Here is a 17,166-nt window from a genome sequence, read left to right as displayed (position 1 = left end):
ACGATCCGATTATGCGACCCTCGCTGGTGCACGCCCACGCCAATGCGTGTGCGCAGGAGGCCCACCGGATCACCACCCAGGTACCCAGAGCGATTCACCCGATTCATATCCAGCCGAACCGTCCCTACATTATTAATGGAGCTCCAAATAAAAAAAGCGGTCCGCCCCGAGGGACGACCGCTTTTTTTGATTCGGTGTCGGCTGAAATCAAGCAGAACGCTTGGTGATCATGCCTTTCTGAATGCAGCTCGTGCAAACCCACTGGCGCTTGGTACCGCCGTTAGGCTGTTGCACACGAACGCGCTGAAGGTTGGGGTACCAGCGCTTCAAGGACACGTTGTGTGCGTGGGAAATCTTGTGCCCTTTTTGATAGCCTTTGCTGCAAACTGAACAACTCTTAGCCATGGTAATTGCTCCATTACATCAGTTCACGGTTTATTCGTGAGGCCGAAAACCGGCGCAGAACGCTGATGCTAGCAAATTATCCACAAGAAAACAATGAATAGTTCATTAAAATAACGGCTTGCCGTACCCCCAACCAAACCAACCCCCTCGCGCGAGACTCACCGGCAACGGTTCACCGCCGCGGGCTTTTGATGATGCAAACGCGCCGACACGCTTATGCTATATTGGACGAGCGCCCACACATCCACAAGCCGTCAAACAGGGGAAAACCCCCGTCCTCACGGCCTTTGCCCGACACCGAGCCGCGCAAAACGCCCAGCGGGAAACAGCCCAACGACCTCTGCCCCTCATCCGGCTCATCGATCCCCATCCTTCGCCCCAGGAAGTCGACCCCCATGTTTTTTAAAAACCAGCGGATTGGCAAATACGAAATACAAGACACCATCGGCTCCGGCGGGTTCGGTAGCGTCTACCTGGCCAAGGACATTTGGATCGGTAAACGGGTCGCCATCAAGGTTCCCCATAAACAGGGCGAAAACGTCGAAAAACTGCTCCAAGAACCACGCATGTTGGCCGAACTCAACCACCCCAACATCGTTTCCGTCATTACCGCCGAACAAATTAACGATGTCTTCTTTATCGTCATGGAGTACGTCGACGGCATTTCTCTCGAACAGTATCTACGGCAACACAAACGGCTCGCCCTCGATCTCGCCCTCCACTGGTTCGAACGCATCATCGACGCCATCGCCTACGCCCACGGCAAAAACGTGCTCCACCGCGATATCCGCCCGGCCAACATCCTGATTTCCTCCGACAACCAAGTGAAACTGGCCGACCTCGGCACCAGCCGATTCCTGGTAAGCCAACACTTCGCCTCCACCCGCATCGGCTCACCGCCCTACATGGCACCCGAACACTTTCAAGGCAAGGCCACCTTCCAATCCGACATCTACTCATTCGGCGTCTTGATGTACGAATGCCTCACCGGCCGCCTGCCCTACTTCGACCGCGACCCCGTGCGCCTCGCCAAAATCGCCCGCGAGGGTGCCATGGTTCCGCCCCACCGCTGGAACCCCGAGGTCCCGCTCGAACTTTCCCAACTGATTTGCAAAGCCATGCACCGCATGATGGGCTCGCGTTTCGCCGATGCGCGCGCGCTCCAAGCCGCGCTGCGCAAGGTCACCTTGCACACCATGAAGTTCTCAGAAACCGCGCCCCAAACCGCCCCCCCCGCCACGGGCTCCCAACACCTCTCACAACTCGTTGAAGAACAAGTCGAACCGGTCAAACTGTCGCGCCGCTTCAAGGAAGTCACCTCGCGCGAATTGTCCGACCTCTTTTGCTGGAATTGTAGTCGTCCAGTCCAACGCCGCTCCAACCATTGCCCCCACTGCAACGTGGACCTGCGTTAACGCACGCAACCTTTCGCCATTTAACGGCACTTTTCACCAACTCACCCGGCGATATTGACAACACCTTCACAAATTTTCCGTTTTTTTAGGTTTCCTTGATCACTTTTTAGGACGTGAAACGTCTAGTAGGATGTCGCGCCTTGGACCATTTTGCAGGATCGACCCATCCGTTCCACCACGGGAGCCGCTTGCCCCGTCAAGTTGGCCCGCTTCGTGCTGTCGACCAAGGTGTTCCCGCACAGGGCACGCGAATCGAGCCGGCGCATTCAGATTGGGTCGGGCGGGTTCAAGACGGATCACCGCCGCTCCCCCGCCAAGAGCGGCCCGCGCAATTCCGCCCCAAACCCTCGCTTTCTTCTGATCCCGAAACAGGGTAGATTAAGCGATGTGCTGCCCAGCCCTTCCCCCTTCCGTGTCAATTCGCCCCGCAACCGAACCTATGGAAAAGACACTCCAGCATGAACTTTTTGCCAGAGCTTTTTAAAAACCATTCCTGGAAGGGTTATGTGAGCCCCGTCTTGGCGGTGCTGTTTGGGTATTTGACCCTGCAGACGCTGTTCTCGGTGGAGCCGCTTCACGAGCTGGTTTACGCGGCCAACAAAACCCAGGGCCAGGCCCCGGAAGTGGCCTACCACGCCCTGCCGCGGCTGTTCTTTTTGGTGGTCTCGGGGCTGCTGTTCAATGTCTTTTTCTTCTTGGGCCTGCGGCAATGGGCCAGGTATTACCTCAACCGCAAACTGTTTTTGTCGTACCTGGTTTTTGCGATTATTCCGATCATCACCACCACCATGATCTTCAGCGAAATGGTCCGTACCGGTTTCGGTCTGTACAGCGTGAAATCGGTCGAAAAAACCTTCGACCAGTTCGCAAACGAGCTGGAAGAATACGTGACCCGCATCCAAAACGAACTCAAGTTCACCTCCGAGTCGCAGATGGACGAGGAAGAAATCGCGCAGTTCATCAATGAAGTCCGCAAAAAAGAGTTGCCTCGGTTTTCGGGGAGCGGCGAGTGTTTTGTCGACGTCTACTACCTCACCCCCAAGTTCCCAAGCGCGCCGCGCCAAATGCTGCCGATCCTTGCCGAAAGCAATCCCTCGATTCCCGCCGGTTTCCTTTCGGAGGACACCCCGGAATTTGAACGCATCTACCCCAACTGGATGCGCCACCGCTTCACCGACATCATCAGCCGCGACGGCAACCTCTACCTGGCCCACATTAGCAAGGTCGACATGGAAGACAACGGCAGCTACCTAGTGGTGGCCTCCTTGCCGACCAACAAAGGTTTTTTGAACAAATTACGCGAGGCCGAAAACGCGCGTATCTCATTGGTTAGCATCGCGGGAACGATTAGCTCGGACCGTTCCGACGGCAAGTGGTACCTGCGTTTGTTACTGCGTATCTTCTCCTCAGCCTGGGACATTCAGGTTTTGGATTGGGAAACGGGTTATTACGACCACTACGGCAAAATGCGTTTTGATATCGAACCCTCGCTGCTCTCCGACATCACCAACCGCGGCGGCGCGCTCAACATCTTCCACTCGGAAGAAAAGGAGCACGTGCTCAAAATCATCATCGGCGTGGCCTTATTCCTGCTGCTGGGTGAGTTCATCGCCATCATTTACGGCATCTCGCTGGTTTCCTACATCACGCGCTCACTGAACATCATCGCCACCGGCCACGAGCGCGTCGGCCAAAGCCAACTCAACTACCGCCTGCCCTACCTGGGCAAGGACCAGATCGGCTCGATGGGGCGCTCTTTCAACAGCATGGTCGACAACATTCAGTCCTTGGTCCAGCAGGTGCTGGAGCAGCAAAAGTTTAAGGAAGAACTGCGCATTGCCCGCGACATTCAGATGAGCCTGCTCACCGACGTGGCCGCGCTCAAATGGGTGGGCAACATCGCTGCAACCTGTATTCCCGCGCGCGAGGTCGGCGGCGATTACTACGAGATTTTGGACGTGGAAAGCGGCGAGGTCGGCATGTTTATCGCCGACGTTTCCGGCAAAGGCACCTCGGCCGCCTTTTACATGGCGGAACTCAAAGGCGTGCTGCTGGCGCTAAACCACCTGTGGAACGATCCCCACGAGCTGATGCTCAAGATGAACGAAATTTTGTTTCGCGCGCTCAAATCAAATGTGTTTATTTCGGGTGCGTACCTGCTGGTTGACCCGGTCACGGGACGCGGCCGTTTGGCCCGCGCGGGCCACTGCCCGGCGTACCACGTCAAAAGCGACGGCACTGTCCACGAACTGGCCCCGCCGGGCATGGCCATCGGCATCGCCAAAAACCAGGTCTTCGGCCGCATTATTAAGGTGGAAGAGCTCGAAATGGAAGCCGACGACAAAATCATTTTGTACACCGACGGCTTGGACGAAATGACCTTCCACAACGAGATGTACGGCATCGAACGGCTCAAAGAAGTGCTTAGCAACAACGCCGCCCTCGACGCCTACCAATTAAAAGACGCGATTCTTGAGGACGTGCTGAACTTCCTTTCGTCCGGCGAACAAAACGACGACTTGACCTTGGTCGTGTCAGGCCTGCCCGAGCGCAAGTAACCCCGCGCTTCCAAACCGGGTTCCGCCAATCCCAGCTCCGAGCCGCCTAATCGACACCGGTCGCGGCTTTGGCTTCCACGCGACGCACAAGCGCCTTGCCTAAGGCCAATTGACCCAAACCAATTCCAAAGGTCACCAGGGCAAAAATCAGCCACAACCGGAAGGGCCGCAATCCGGGATTCCAATCCCGTTCGAGCAACACAAAATGGGCATCGATTTCCCCTTCCGCCGCTTCAAAGGCGGCGCGTAACCCGCGCGGTACCTCGCTTGCCGGGGTTAACCAACCGGACACGGTTTCCTCGCGAAACAAAGCGTTGTAATGCTTTTTGAGGAAAGCCTCGCGCGCCGGCGCTTCTTCAATCATTTCAAGCTGCTTCACCAGCGCCAACTTTTCGCCTTGCCCGCGCTCCAGCATCACAATCCGCGCCGCACCGGTAAAGTCGTGGTCGCGCCGCAAGGGAACCAACAGCAAGGGCGGCTCGTCCGCGTCACCATCGGCCCGCCAAGCCTCTGTGTAGTTGATGCTGCAATGGGAAAGTTCGAGCAGGCGGTCGCGGGGCTGGAAATCGAGGTAGGCGTCCAAACTGAGGGCCAGCGGTTCGCGGTGATCCCAGTAAATGAGGAAATGGTGCTGGAGTTGGAAGAAACCAAAAACGGAAAACAGCCACCACAGCAGGCACCACAGCCAAGCACGGCGTTGTATGCGGCGCGGGTCCGGGGCAACGGATTGTTTGGCTGTCGCGTCGTCCATCCTGTCTCCCAACACGTTTGATGCTGCGCAGTATTCTCGCACGAAACATGGCACGTCCAGTGCAAAGCCGGCTGTAAGAAATGGCACAAGTGCTTCCCTATCGGCGCAGGAGGTGTTGCCGTGTCGCATCCTGAATTCTCGACCGAACCATTTTTTTATGAAGGCGCCGGAGAACGCAAACAGAAACGACCGCACGCACAAACCGGCGCCGAACCGGCAGCCGAGGAAGACGCCTGGGAACGCCCGTTGAAACGGGTGCCTTTGGATGAACCCCCATCGGAACCCCTGGTAATCGAACCGCTTCAACCCATCGCGCCGGCGCCGGTCACGGAACCGACCGCGGAACCCGCCAAGGCGCGCCGTCGCGGCGGCGGCCTTTCTGCCGTTATGAGCCGATTCAGAATAAGTGAAGCACCGGGCGCGTTTAAGAACGCATGGTTTTTGAGCCATGCCGCCAGTTTCCTGCTGGGTTTTTTGTTTTGCGGCATCATCGCCTTTCTGGCCATGCCCGCGCCCAACCCGCCCGCGACCGAACCCGCGTTAAATACCGCCCTGCCACCGCTCGGCGATTTGCCCGCGACGGTGGTTGAAGCCGATCCACCGCGCGAACCCGAGCTTGAAACCGCCGCGGCACAAGCGGCGTCCACGAACCAAACGGCGCAAAGCGAACCCGTCGCAACCCCGGCCTTCACACCAAACACCAAGGCGAGCGCCCTCTGGAAACCCCACCGGATTCGACCGGGCGAAACCATTCGCAATTTAAGCGCGAAATACGATGTGGAAGAACGGGAGATTTTCATGCACAACGGCGGCCGCTTCATCCCCCGCGTCGGCAAAACCATTATGCTGCCTTCACGCTCCTTCAAGGTTCATACGGTCCGCCGCGGCGATTCACTCCACGTCATCGCGCGCAAGTACGAAACCGACGTGGCCTCGCTGCAAGAGCTCAACGGCTTGAAGTCGACCTCGATCAAAGTGGGCCTGCCCCTGCGCATCCTATAGTAGCGGGCTAGCCCGCATTACTCACAAGGAATTCTGCTACGAAGCCGAAAGCCATGCGATTACTTCGCTTACTCGGTCGAGCCGCCTTCACCGTAGCGCTGCTACGCCGAAAGGTCGGACCCCTGCGCCTTCTCTCGCTCCTAACCTTCGTACTCACAAGGCTTTCTGCTTCTCGCGACGAATCCCTCGTGAGAAATGCGGGCAAGCCCGCTCAAAGCAGCCGCCACGATCCCTTTTTAACGGGGCCGGGAAAGTTTTTCCCGGTCCTTTCTCGTTTGTGCTAGCCTGCGACCAAGCCAAAACCGATGTTCTTTCGCCAATACGCCACCGAAAGGCCGTCGCCGCCACATACTCATCAGCAGGTTTTGCGGCGGAAAAGTCCGAAAAATCAACATCCCGCCGCAAATGGACGACCTTATTTAGGTAAACGCGCATCATTTTTGCTGCATGATGGGGACCCGGCCTTGCCGGCGCCCGCTGTCTCCCGACCGGGCAAACACCCAACCCGTCACCCACAAGCGAGTCACCCTTATGGCCCACACCGATATCACCGATGTTCGCGACAGCCAGAACGCGGCCCATCTCGAGGAATTGACCCAGGAAGTCCAGCAAATCTGGCCGGGATTCCACCACAAAATCCTGGGCAAACTCGGCGAGGGTGGCTGTGGTCGCACGCTCAAAATCTTGTGGACCTTGTCGCGAAAACCGGCCGTGCTCAAGTATCTGTTGTCCGCCGCCAGCGCCCAGCTCCTCGCCAATCCCGAGGCTAAGTTCAACAATCTCAGTCACAAATCCTGGCAACGCCTCTTGGAACAGGAGGCTTCGGTGCTCTGGGCCTTCCGCGATTTCGAAGCCGCGGTCACCCCCCTCGAACTCCACAGCAGTTTTGTCGCCTTCGTCATGGAGTTCATCCCCAACGGCACCCTGCAGGAGAACCTGCACAGCAACTTGGACTGGCGCGAAAAAGTCACCCGCATGCTGCCGGTCATCGAATTGCTCAGCGCCCTCCAGGAAGACGGTCTCTACCACCGCGACATCGCCCTCGACAATTTGTTCCTCACCGCGGAGCACCGGCTCAAGCTCGGCGACTTCGGCCTGGTCCACCATGTCGACAAACCCATTGTGCAACTGCTCGGTTGCGGCAAACCCGGTTACCTACACCCCGACATCCAGAACCTGCGCAAACCGGTGCGCGGCCAATTCCTGCGCAACGATTTACAGGACGTCTACGCCCTGTGCATTTGCCTGATGGGCTGGGTCAAAGGCATCGAACCCAACGCGCAAAAATCGCGGAACTGGTTGCGCGAAGGCGTGCCCACCTTGACCCACGCGCTGGATCCCTTCCTGTTCCCAACCCCGCCTTACCCGACCTTTGCCACCGGCATCGGCTCCTTCGCCGAATTACACGACATCCTCACCAAGGTGGCCAAACCGGCGCGTTCGACCCCGGTCCGACAAACCCCGTCCCAGCCTACCTCACGCATCACCGAGATCCACGAAACCTACAGTTCGATGAAGGTCAACATCCAACAGATTCGCGCGGCCAACTTCGAAAACGCGGCGCCCTCCAACGCGGTGATTTCGGGCGCGCCGGTGCTCACCTGGATCGACCAACCGGACCTGGCCATTCAGTTCGGCTTCGTCCCGGAATCCATCGTCCACGCGCTCTCACACCAAGACCCGGCCTGGCCGGAAGCCCCGCTGGTCCCGCGCGCCCCTTTCCCCGACGACGAACGCCTCGCGGGTGCCATTACCTGGGACCAAGCCATGTTCCTGGCCGGCTTCTTCAACCTGCACCTACCGTCCCCCCAACAGGCGCGCGCCCTCACACTGCCAGGCGGCGCCTTGACGCAAATCTGGACCAACCACCCGGCCGACCACACTGACCTGCGCTACACCTTGGTCGAAAACTCACGCGGCGTCGCCGAGAAAAACGAATTCCGCGGCAACGCAAACCCCTACCGCATCTGCTGCCTCATCCGCACCATGATGTGAAGCAAAAATAAAGCCCGGTTCTACCAACCTCCTTTAATTCCAGGGAATGATCGGACAGATCAGGGTTGGACATGCTCATCTTTTTGTGATGATCAATCTCTCAAAATCACCATTTTTATTTCGGACATACAAGTCCTTACCGGCGTCAATCTCATCAATAATTGCCGTCGAAAGACTTAAAGCCTTGCTAACTGCCGCAGCCTTGCTGCGAGATGAAGACCAGCGTTGAAGCTTGTTCGCGTTGGCAACATCTCCAGAGGTCAGCGTCATGATAACTTTTTGTCGCTTATTATCTTGAACGGGCATTAGGGCCTCCATGAATCTTGAGCGTCTCATTCAACCTAAGAAGCGCGATAACTCGCGGGGATTTTAGCTAAACCTCTGTGCTGCAACGGCCTGAAAAAATACTCACCGCACCCAGTGGGTGCGCCTCCGTTTTTTTCAAGCCATTTCGCTCCAGATCTTTAGCCAAAATCCCTGGCTCTTATCGCGCCTCTTAGGTTCAAAGGATGGCTTGTTGCCATACTTTTTCCAGCCCATTTTCCACCCTGCATGATTACAATCCAAACCGCTTCACCACCCATTCAGGTCGCTATTTGAAAAATGACCAAGAGACCAAAACCCGAGGCGTGCCTCACCAAAAAAACCTAGCGTGAAAGGTTTTTGGGGTGGCGCCCTCTCTCACCGTGCCGCGCGGGATCCGACCGCGCCCTTTGAAAAGCTATCCGTGGAGAGGGAGTTCTTCGTGAATCGTCTTGAGCAGGCCCTTGCCTACGTCTCACAGCGCAAGTCGCTGTGGTTCAAAACCTTGCTCACCGGTATCGCGCTTTATTTACTTTGGCAAATCGCTTTATTCACCTTGCTGGTTTTATCGGCGGAAAACCGCCCATTCCTATTGCGTGCCGTTTTGCAAACGCTTGAAATCATTTTGGTCCTTATCCTGGTGAAACGCATCGTGCGTGCCGGCCCGACCGCCCCCGAAATCTTCGAACGCCGCTACCTCGCCGCGACTTGGGTTTTGTTCGGCCTCTGGCTCTGCGTCATGGTACCGATGGGTTTTGAAATTCGCGATCCCTACCTCTACGGCACCGCGAACTTTGATCCCTACCAGCACCTCGTCATCCCCATGATCACCGGCTTCCGCGGGTATCTGTTCGCCGTTTGGCTGATGTGCGGCATCGCCACGCTCGTGCTTTACGGCGTCAAAAAACGCTGGGCCGATGTGGACGAGGTCTTGCTGCCCTTGGTCTGTCACCTCATCTTCACCGGCATCCTGATTTTGGTGCGGTTGGGTCCCGACCGCACCAAAACCGCCATGATCGGCTGGAACCAAGCGGTTTTTTTCCTGATCGGCGCGGTCGCCTTCGGCATCATCATCTCTCCCGCGGTGCGCGAACGCCTGATGAACTTCGCCGACCGCTATCCCTACATCCTGCTCATCATTACCATCGCCCTCATCGGCGGCACCTTTTTCTTCGGCACCGCGCTCTCCGGCGGTCGCAAACTCTGGTACCGGGTCGGCCCACTCACCATCCAACCCATCGAGATCTCCAAAATCCTCTTCGTCTACGTGGTCGCCGCCTTCCTCGAAAAAAAAGCCTATACCTTCCAAAAAAGCAGGCGCCTCTCCTCCCTCATCTCCCTGGGCGTGATGTGCCTCTCCCTCTTCCTCGTGCTCCTGCTGCAAAAAGATTTGGGCCCGATCATGGTGCTGGTCATCGTGTGCCTGTGGATGTTTGTTTCGGTCAGCGGCCGCATCGACCTGCTGGCCACGGCCCTGCTTGCCATCGGCACGGTGATCGGCCTCGCCTTTTGGTTCAAACAACCCTCGATGGTTTACCACCGCATCATGGACTTCGTCGATCCGCTCCAGTACTCCAGCCAAATGACCTATGCCCTCTGGACCCAAGCCTCCGGTGACCTGTGGGGCACAGCGCTGGGCATGAGCCGCGCCTACAAGGTGCCGGTCATCGAATCCGATTACATCTTCACGGCGATCCTCGCCGAAAAAGGCTGGATCGGCGCGGCGGTGGTGCTCACCGTGTTTTGGGCCTTCAGCATTCGCGGCATCCAACTGGCACGTTTCCTGGTCAAAGGCCACAGCCGCGACGCCACCTTTATGATGGGCGTGGTGATGGTGCTTTTTGTTCAGCAAGTTGTCATCGTGGCGGGCAACCTCAACATGCTGCCGTTGTCCGGCTTAACCCTGCCCTTTGTTTCCGCGGGTGGCTCCAGCCTGGTGGTTAACCTGGGCGTGTTGGCCCTAATGCTGGGCCTGGTCGCACGCCATACCCGACCGGCACAAATCACCGAAACCGGCCAAGTCAAAAGCATTCCGATGCCGATTGCCGCCGCCAACCCCACGCGGGTCGAACCCGAATTCGAACCCAGCGTGCGCGACGATGAAATGGTCTTGGGCGGGCGCGCGTTCCGCGCCGGCTCGGCGGTGAAACCGGGAGGTCACGCATGAATCCACACGAAGAACGCGGCGAATTAAGCGGTTACCATTGGCTGATCCCGCTTTTTTCCATGACCGGCGTGACCCTGCTCCTGCTGGCGGGCGCCTTCCGCAACAGCGTGCTCGATCCCTTTTCGCAAAACTACATCGAAGACTTCGCCCACCAACGCAACTTCGAGACCTTTGTCGAACAAGGGCTGCTGGTGGACAACGGCCACAACGGCGTCAAGGCCGATTGGGACGCATTTTACCGCTACACCCGGAGCGCATTCAAATTAGGTCAACAGGTGGCGGCCTTTGAACAAGCGTCGGCGGCGGGTGCGCTTCAAGGGGTGACGCTCAAAACCCTGCCCGGCACCTGGCAACCCCTGGTCAAAAAACGGTTGCTTTCCGAGCAAGACGGCCAACTGGTATTAAACGGCGAGGCCTACCACCAGCGCATGCTAAAAACCACTTTCGGGCGCCATTTCCTGATGGCGGCCAACAACACCCATCGCCTGATCAACCAAGCGGGGCGCATCTCGGCGGACGAATTTTACTTCCGCGAAACCAACGTATTCTCGGTGACCCGCGTCCTGCCGCGCGGCGCCGTCTACGACCGCCACAACCAGCTCATTGTCGGCTGGGACAAAGGCCGTCGCGAACGGAGCGGCCTTCACGAGGGCGTGTTCCACGTGGTCGGCCTGCCCTACCGCTCCGGCATCGAACAGAAAATGGAAAAAGCCCTGGCCCCCAAACCCCACCGCGGTTTGCACGATTTGGCCGGACTGCGCGGCCGTGACCGACGCGGTGACGATCTTCAGCTCACGGTCGACAGCGAACTCTCGGCCAAGCTCTACGACATGTTTGACTTTGAAAAGAAAGGGCGGCTAAAAGGGGCGGTGGTTTTGATGGACATCGAATCGGGTCACCTGCTCGCCTCGGTGAGCAGCAACGCGCCCCACGGCGAAACGGTGCGCGGCAATTACGACGCGCTGGTGCGCGACCGCAAACACAAACCCCTGCTCAACCGCGCCTGGGACGAATTGCACTTCCCCGGCTCCACCTACAAAACGGTTGTGGCGGCGGCGATGTTGGAACAGGAGGCGCTGACCCAACCCTTTAAGAGGGTCCAGGAGAAACGTACCTACCTCAAGATTCGCAACAACCGCAACAAAGTCCGCAAAAAACCGATTGACATGCGCACGGCCTTCGCGGTTTCTTCCAACACCTACTTCGCCGAAAAAGGCGTTTTGTTGGGCCACCACACGGCCGACATGGCCGGGCGTCTCGGCTTTAACAGCGCCTGCGACTTGACGCTCGGCGTTAAGGACGCAAAACCTTGGATCACCGCGACTTCGAGCGCCTATCGCGGCCAACAACAGGTGCGTTTTGACAAACGCGGCGACCACCGCCTTGTCGCCCAATTCTCGCTGGGCCAGAACCAAATTAAAAGCCACCCGCTGCATATGGCGACCCTGATCGCCACCGTCGCCAACGACGGTGTGTTCGTGGACCCGCGCCTGATCAAAGGCCGTCGCCGCGGCACCTTGGTCACCGAAACCCACAACCCCGCCGCCTTTTCCCAACTGCAATACGGCGAAACGCGTCGTGTGTTGGACAGCACCACCGCCCGCTATTTGCGCCAGGCCTGTCGCGGCACCATGAATATGGAACGCGGCACCGGGTTTTACGGTCCGCAAATCTACCGCGGCACCGTTGACGGCCAACCGATCTACAGTAGCGCCAAGCGGGGAAGCAAAGCGGCCGAGTTCGTGCTGATCCCCAGCGCGGGCAAAACCGGCACGGCCCAACACGGCCAAAAAGGCAAGCCGCCGCATTCGTGGTTTATCGGCTACGCGCCCGCCGACAATCCCAAGGTGGCGGTGGCCGTGGTGGTGGAATACGCGGGTTACGGCAGCTTGTACGCCTTGCCGATTGGGATGGAAGCGCTGGCGGGCGGATTGAACAGCCTCAACCAAGAACCGCACAGCCTGGCGGGGGAAACCGAGCAAGTCGCCGCCGAATCCTCGCCAGATTTTTGATTTCAGGGGTTGGCGCCGGCCCGAGAACCCCGCATAATGGTGGGACGTTCTTTTTCACCCACCAACCTCGGAGCTTGCACCATGATTTGTACGCCCGACCTCTGCGATGCCTTTGACGACCTAGTTGCGGTTGCCGACCCCGTGTTTCGCGGCTTTGGTCGCCGTAACAGCTTCGGCGGTTGCATCGAAACCATCAAATGCCACGAGGACAATTCGTTGGTACGCGAGGTTTTGGGTGAGCCGGGAGAAGGCAAGGTCTTGGTGGTCGACGGCGGCGGCTCCAAACGACGCGCCTTGGTCGGCGACCGCTTGGCGGCGCTTGCGGCCGAGAACCTTTGGCAGGGGATCATCGTTTACGGATGTATCCGCGATGTAGACGAGATCGCCCAAATCGATATCGGCCTCCAGGCATTGGCGGCCCATCCCCGCAAAACCCTCAAAAAAGGCATTGGCGAACGCAACCTAACCGTCACCTTTGCCGGCGTATCCTTTAAACCCGGTGATTTTGTGTATGCCGACAACAACGGCATCCTCGTTTCACCCCAAGCCCTGGAACACCCGCAACCATCCGCTTAACTCACACCAACGTCGGACCAACACCGCTTCCATTCGCTTGCCAAAGGGGTTTTTACCCAGGATCAAACAGGTCCCACCTCGTGACCAAACTTTTCCGAATCAGATGGATGGATGGGCTGAAGGGCGACCTGCTACCTGGTCGCACTCATGGTTTCCTCGCCCCCGTCAACACACCTCCCGCCGGCCAACATCCCAAACCCGGTTCCCCATCGAGGGAGCCATCGGCAGGGATTACCCCCATTGAGGGTTGTTTTTGAGTAGGAGCAGCAAGCATGATCGCCAGCAATCGTCGAATTTTAGAGCGTCGCCACCTAATTTTTTACCTCGGTGTCCTGGACCTCGACAGCAAACAGCAGCTAGGTTACATCGTCGACATATCCGAGGGCGGCATCATGTTGATGAGCAACCAATCGATTGAAATCGGTGAGGTATTCCGATTAAAGGTCACCTTGCCCGGCTCCGGCGAATACGGCGAAAGTTTTTCGTTTGAGGCCCAGAGTATTTGGAGCCGCCAAGGCCCAACCGAGGAGATCTACGACACCGGCTTCAAACTGCTCGACTGCACGAAGGAGCAACTGGAAGCGATCCGCCACGTCATCGAAGAACTAGGATTTGATCACGCCAAATTCTAGCCCGCATTTCTCACAAGGATTCGTAGCGAGAAGCTGAAAGCCTTGTGAGTACGAAGATTACGACCGAGAGACGGCACAGGGGTCCGACCATTCGGCGTAGTAACGCTACGGCGAAGGCGGCTCGACCGAGTAATGCGGAAGGCCGCCCCCTCGTAATCGCATGGCTTTCGGCTTCGTAGCAGAATTCCTTGTGAGAAATGCGGGCTGGTCCAGCCCCTCACCAACCCATCCTTGATGTAAGCTGAAGGATCTTTGGTTCATCGTCGGAGGGCGCCCTCTTTTTGCGCCGCCGCGTATCGATTCAATTTCTTCCGGGAGACATCATGATTAAACTTGCCGTGCGCCTTGCCGTCCTGATGACTTTGTTGGTCGGCACCGCCGTTTTTTTGCTGGCTTACCAAGTGATTCAAACCGACTCCGGCTTCCACATCGTTCAAAAAGACGATTGGGGCTTCGACAAAACCTGGGTCGACACCCGCGATTGGAACGCGGTCGATTACCTTAAAAATACCGATATCTCTAAAAAACTCGCCAAAATTGAATGGGAAAAGTTTGGTGACCGCGCCCAAGCACAATGGCAAAAATTACAGAAAACCATGGACGAAGCCTTTGAAGGTCAAGACATGGACGACCTCTCCGCCAAGGCCAAAGAGAAACTCGCCGACCTGCGCCACGCCGCCCAAAAGAAATACGACAAGCTGGAGAAACAATTCCAAAACGGCGACTTTAGTTGGGAATCCTTCCAAAAGAAAGTGGCCGAACTCGAGGCCTGGCTAGACAAACAAATCGAAAAACTTCGCGCCAATTTTTAGCGCGACAACAGGTCCGGCAACACCGACAACGCGTGGTCAATCACGGTTTCGTAGAGCGGTCGTTTGAACCAAACGGCCGCCTCGGCCGCATCGCTTAAGGGCAACCATGCTACGTAACGGAACTCCGGTTCGGCAACCCGTTCCAGGCAAGGTGGATCCCCGTCGCGCAAGGTCACAATAAAATAGGTCTGCTCTTGGCCGACGCGCGGATAAAACTTTTCGCCCATGCTCTCAGGGAAACGGTAGCGCAACCCAAAGGGAAACCGGTACAACAGATCGACACCGGCCACGCCGATTTCCTCGGCCACCTCGCGCTGCAAGGCTTCTTCCGGGGTTTCGCCTTCTTCAATGCCGCCTTGCGGCCAGTGCAACACACCCGGCATCCCCAGGCGTTCTCCCATCAGGGTTTCAATACGGCCGTCGATACGGCGGACAATCAATGCGGCGGCGTTGGGCCGGAATGGTCCGACACCACGACACAGGGGTTCCACCCTATCGGCGACACGTGGTTCTCTAAATTCCAAGGGTTTGGCGGATTTCATCATGTTCGGGAAAGCGGTTCTCCTTGTGTTTGGAAAAAATCAAGCGGCCGTCGACGTACACATCGAACACACCGGCGGAACCTACTTCGAGCTCGGTCTCAAAGGAATCCAGGGATTCCAAATAGGCAACCAAACTGGTTGCTTTCGGTTTGTAGTTTCACATGCCGCAGTATTTGATGAACAATTTCTTCATAAAAACCTCCGGTATCAAAATCCCGCTCGATCGGCAGCCTTCTGACGCAACCGAAGCGAGCGGTGCCCGTCTATTCTAGCAATCGCACCCCGACACGAAACAAGGAATCAACAAAACTTACGCACAATCCGAAAATCCCCATCTGCCAGGTGAATTTTCGTAAGAAAGCGCCCTTTGACAACCACACATCGGCCGCCGACACAGCGATTCGTCCTGGATACAGAACGACGCCGGGGTGCCGACAACCTATCCCGGTACCGGCCCCACCGCGCTTGAAAAATAATCCGCACCAACACCGTAGGTTGGGACAGAATAGGCAATACACTTTTCAGTTACAACGCAGGAGGTTTCGATGGATTGCTTTAGAGACGACCCAAACCAAACAGTTCCCCTTCAGTTGGTGGACAAAAACGACTACGAAGCGCTGGTAGAAGGCAGCGACCCCTTTCTCCAAAACTTTATGGCGCATAACCGGTTCGAAGCCTCCTTCGGACAAACCCTCATCATTCCCAACCGAGACGGCGCCGTCGAAAAAGTGTTGCTGGGAACCCAAGGTTGGCCGGAAGATCCGCGCGGCTGGGTTTTGCTCGGCGCCAAAGCGGGGGCGGGTTGTTCCCCAACGCCGGCGCTGCACCTCGACGACAAGGACATGGAAGCACAGGAGCAACTTCAGTTCTACCTCGGCTGGGGTTTGGCGAGTTACCGTTTCGGCCGCTACCTCAGCAAAGAAGCCAAACCCAAAGCGGCAATTTATGTACCGGAAACGGTCAACCGCGCCGCGCTCAAGAACCAGTTGGAGGCGGTCTTTTTGGCGCGCGACCTGGTGAACACCCCGGCCGAGGACATGGGACCCGCCGAACTGGCCGGCCAAGCGATGGAAATCGCGGAGGAATTCGGGGCCGAGGTCCAACTCACCCGCGGCAAGGAACTGCTGGAAGCCAACTATCCCGCGATTTACGCGGTCGGCAAGGGCAGCCACCGCCCACCGACCCTCATCGATTTACGCTGGGGCAACCCCGATCACCCCAAGCTCTCCTTGGTCGGTAAAGGCGTGGTTTTTGACGCGGGCGGCCTGGACCTCAAAGGCGCCACCAGTATGCGCTGGATGAAAAAAGACATGGGCGGCGGTGCGATCACCCTGGCCCTTGCCAAACTGATCATGGCGGAAAAGCTGCCGGTCCGTTTGCGCCTGTTAATTCCCGCGGTCGAAAACGCGGCGGGTCCCGAGGCCTACCGACCCGGCGACGTGATCCAAACCCGAAAAGGGATTTCGGTTGAAATCCACAATACCGACGCCGAGGGCCGGATCGTCATGTGCGACGCTTTAGCCGAGGCCCTGACCGAATCACCGGACCTGCTGATCAACATGGCGACCCTGACCGGTGCCGCCCGCGTGGCGCTGGGCCAAGATCTGCCGGGCTTCTGGACCCAAGAAACCGAGCTGGCCCGGGCCTTGGAAGACGCCGCCGACGAGGTGGCCGACCCGGTGTGGCGCATGCCGCTGTGGCGTCCGTATCGCAAAATGCTGAACAGCACCATCGCCGACATCAGCAATTGCGCGACCGGCCCGCTGGGCGGCGCGATCACGGCCGCTTTATACCTTCACGAATTTGTCAAACCCTTCGCCAATTGGATTCATTTCGATGTTTTCGCCTGGCGCAACGACGCCCAGCCAGGCTCGCCCAAGGGCGGTGAAGCCTCGGCCTTACGCGCGGTGTTCCGCTTCCTGGAAAAACGCTACCGCGACTAAGGGACCAAGCGCGGTGGCATTCCCGCCGCGCTTTTTTGTGCCCGGCTAGCCGG

General features: G+C 57.7%; 15 protein-coding genes. 10 read left to right on the top strand and 5 right to left on the bottom strand.

Features of this window, described 5'->3' with window-relative positions; genetic code table 11:
- Nucleotides 1-207: 207 nt before the first annotated feature.
- Nucleotides 208-405: a 50S ribosomal protein L28 gene (gene rpmB, locus J3U88_RS35300; RefSeq protein WP_207858839.1), complete on the bottom strand. Its 198-nt coding sequence runs from the start codon at nucleotides 403-405 to the stop codon at nucleotides 208-210.
- A 395-nt stretch (nucleotides 406-800) separates the two neighbouring features.
- Here rpmB and J3U88_RS11180 point away from each other — a divergent pair, with 395 nt between their 5' ends.
- A complete protein-coding gene (locus J3U88_RS11180) occupies nucleotides 801-1,820 on the top strand; it encodes a serine/threonine protein kinase (protein ID WP_207858838.1) in 1,020 nt (339 codons plus the stop codon).
- Nucleotides 1,821-2,278: 458 nt separating this feature from the next.
- Nucleotides 2,279-4,378, top strand: coding sequence for a PP2C family protein-serine/threonine phosphatase (locus J3U88_RS11175; protein WP_207858837.1), 2,100 nt, complete (start codon nucleotides 2,279-2,281; stop codon nucleotides 4,376-4,378).
- Between the two features lie 46 nt (nucleotides 4,379-4,424).
- Here J3U88_RS11175 and J3U88_RS11170 read toward each other — a convergent pair whose 3' ends face one another.
- On the bottom strand, nucleotides 4,425-5,129 hold the full coding sequence (locus J3U88_RS11170) for a hypothetical protein (RefSeq protein WP_207858836.1): 705 nt from the start codon (nucleotides 5,127-5,129) through the stop codon (nucleotides 4,425-4,427).
- A gap of 120 nt (nucleotides 5,130-5,249) precedes the next feature.
- Between J3U88_RS11170 and J3U88_RS34970 the strand changes: the two genes are divergently transcribed.
- Both J3U88_RS34970 and J3U88_RS11160 read left to right on the top strand, forming a co-directional pair.
- A complete protein-coding gene (locus tag J3U88_RS34970; protein ID WP_207858835.1) occupies nucleotides 5,250-6,131 on the top strand; it encodes a LysM peptidoglycan-binding domain-containing protein in 882 nt (293 codons plus the stop codon).
- A gap of 531 nt (nucleotides 6,132-6,662) precedes the next feature.
- On the top strand, nucleotides 6,663-8,126 hold the full coding sequence (locus J3U88_RS11160) for a protein kinase domain-containing protein (RefSeq protein WP_207858834.1): 1,464 nt from the start codon (nucleotides 6,663-6,665) through the stop codon (nucleotides 8,124-8,126).
- Between the two features lie 75 nt (nucleotides 8,127-8,201).
- On the opposite strand, the gene J3U88_RS11155 is transcribed toward J3U88_RS11160, so the two are convergent.
- Nucleotides 8,202-8,432, bottom strand: a complete 231-nt coding sequence (locus J3U88_RS11155) for a hypothetical protein (RefSeq protein ID WP_207858833.1) — start codon at nucleotides 8,430-8,432, stop codon at nucleotides 8,202-8,204.
- Nucleotides 8,433-8,871: 439 nt separating this feature from the next.
- Here J3U88_RS11155 and J3U88_RS11150 point away from each other — a divergent pair, with 439 nt between their 5' ends.
- The 5 genes from J3U88_RS11150 (at nucleotide 8,872) to J3U88_RS11130 (ending at nucleotide 14,628) form a co-directional block, all read left to right on the top strand.
- Complete coding sequence (locus J3U88_RS11150; RefSeq protein WP_207858832.1) at nucleotides 8,872-10,596, top strand: FtsW/RodA/SpoVE family cell cycle protein; 1,725 nt, start codon at nucleotides 8,872-8,874, stop codon at nucleotides 10,594-10,596.
- Nucleotides 10,593-12,608, top strand: coding sequence for a penicillin-binding transpeptidase domain-containing protein (locus tag J3U88_RS11145; RefSeq protein WP_207858831.1), 2,016 nt, complete (start codon nucleotides 10,593-10,595; stop codon nucleotides 12,606-12,608). Before J3U88_RS11150 ends, J3U88_RS11145 begins: the two co-directional genes overlap by 4 nt.
- An 81-nt stretch (nucleotides 12,609-12,689) precedes the next feature.
- Nucleotides 12,690-13,184 carry a ribonuclease E activity regulator RraA gene (rraA, locus tag J3U88_RS11140; RefSeq protein ID WP_207858830.1) on the top strand — a complete coding sequence of 165 codons (495 nt, stop codon included), beginning with the start codon at nucleotides 12,690-12,692 and terminating at the stop codon, nucleotides 13,182-13,184.
- A 272-nt stretch (nucleotides 13,185-13,456) separates the two neighbouring features.
- Nucleotides 13,457-13,816 carry a PilZ domain-containing protein gene (locus J3U88_RS11135; RefSeq protein ID WP_207858829.1) on the top strand — a complete coding sequence of 120 codons (360 nt, stop codon included), beginning with the start codon at nucleotides 13,457-13,459 and terminating at the stop codon, nucleotides 13,814-13,816.
- 323 nt (nucleotides 13,817-14,139) lie between these two features.
- Entirely contained in the window at nucleotides 14,140-14,628 is a 489-nt protein-coding gene (locus J3U88_RS11130) for a hypothetical protein (RefSeq protein ID WP_207858828.1), read from the top strand.
- Here J3U88_RS11130 and J3U88_RS11125 read toward each other — a convergent pair.
- Complete coding sequence (locus J3U88_RS11125) at nucleotides 14,625-15,152, bottom strand: NUDIX domain-containing protein (protein ID WP_207858827.1); 528 nt, start codon at nucleotides 15,150-15,152, stop codon at nucleotides 14,625-14,627. The genes J3U88_RS11130 and J3U88_RS11125 overlap by 4 nt on opposite strands.
- Entirely contained in the window at nucleotides 15,142-15,303 is a 162-nt protein-coding gene (locus J3U88_RS11120; protein ID WP_207858826.1) for an Rdx family protein, read from the bottom strand. Before J3U88_RS11120 ends, J3U88_RS11125 begins: the two co-directional genes overlap by 11 nt.
- A gap of 412 nt (nucleotides 15,304-15,715) precedes the next feature.
- Here J3U88_RS11120 and J3U88_RS11115 point away from each other — a divergent pair, with 412 nt between their 5' ends.
- On the top strand, nucleotides 15,716-17,113 hold the full coding sequence (locus J3U88_RS11115) for a leucyl aminopeptidase family protein (protein WP_207858825.1): 1,398 nt from the start codon (nucleotides 15,716-15,718) through the stop codon (nucleotides 17,111-17,113).
- The last annotated feature ends 53 nt before the right edge of the window (nucleotides 17,114-17,166 follow it).

Source organism: Acanthopleuribacter pedis, assembly GCF_017377855.1.
In the GTDB taxonomy this organism is placed as follows: domain Bacteria; phylum Acidobacteriota; class Holophagae; order Acanthopleuribacterales; family Acanthopleuribacteraceae; genus Acanthopleuribacter; species Acanthopleuribacter pedis.
Note: the sequence above shows the minus strand (reverse complement) of the source record. Positions and strands in the feature narration are given on the sequence as shown.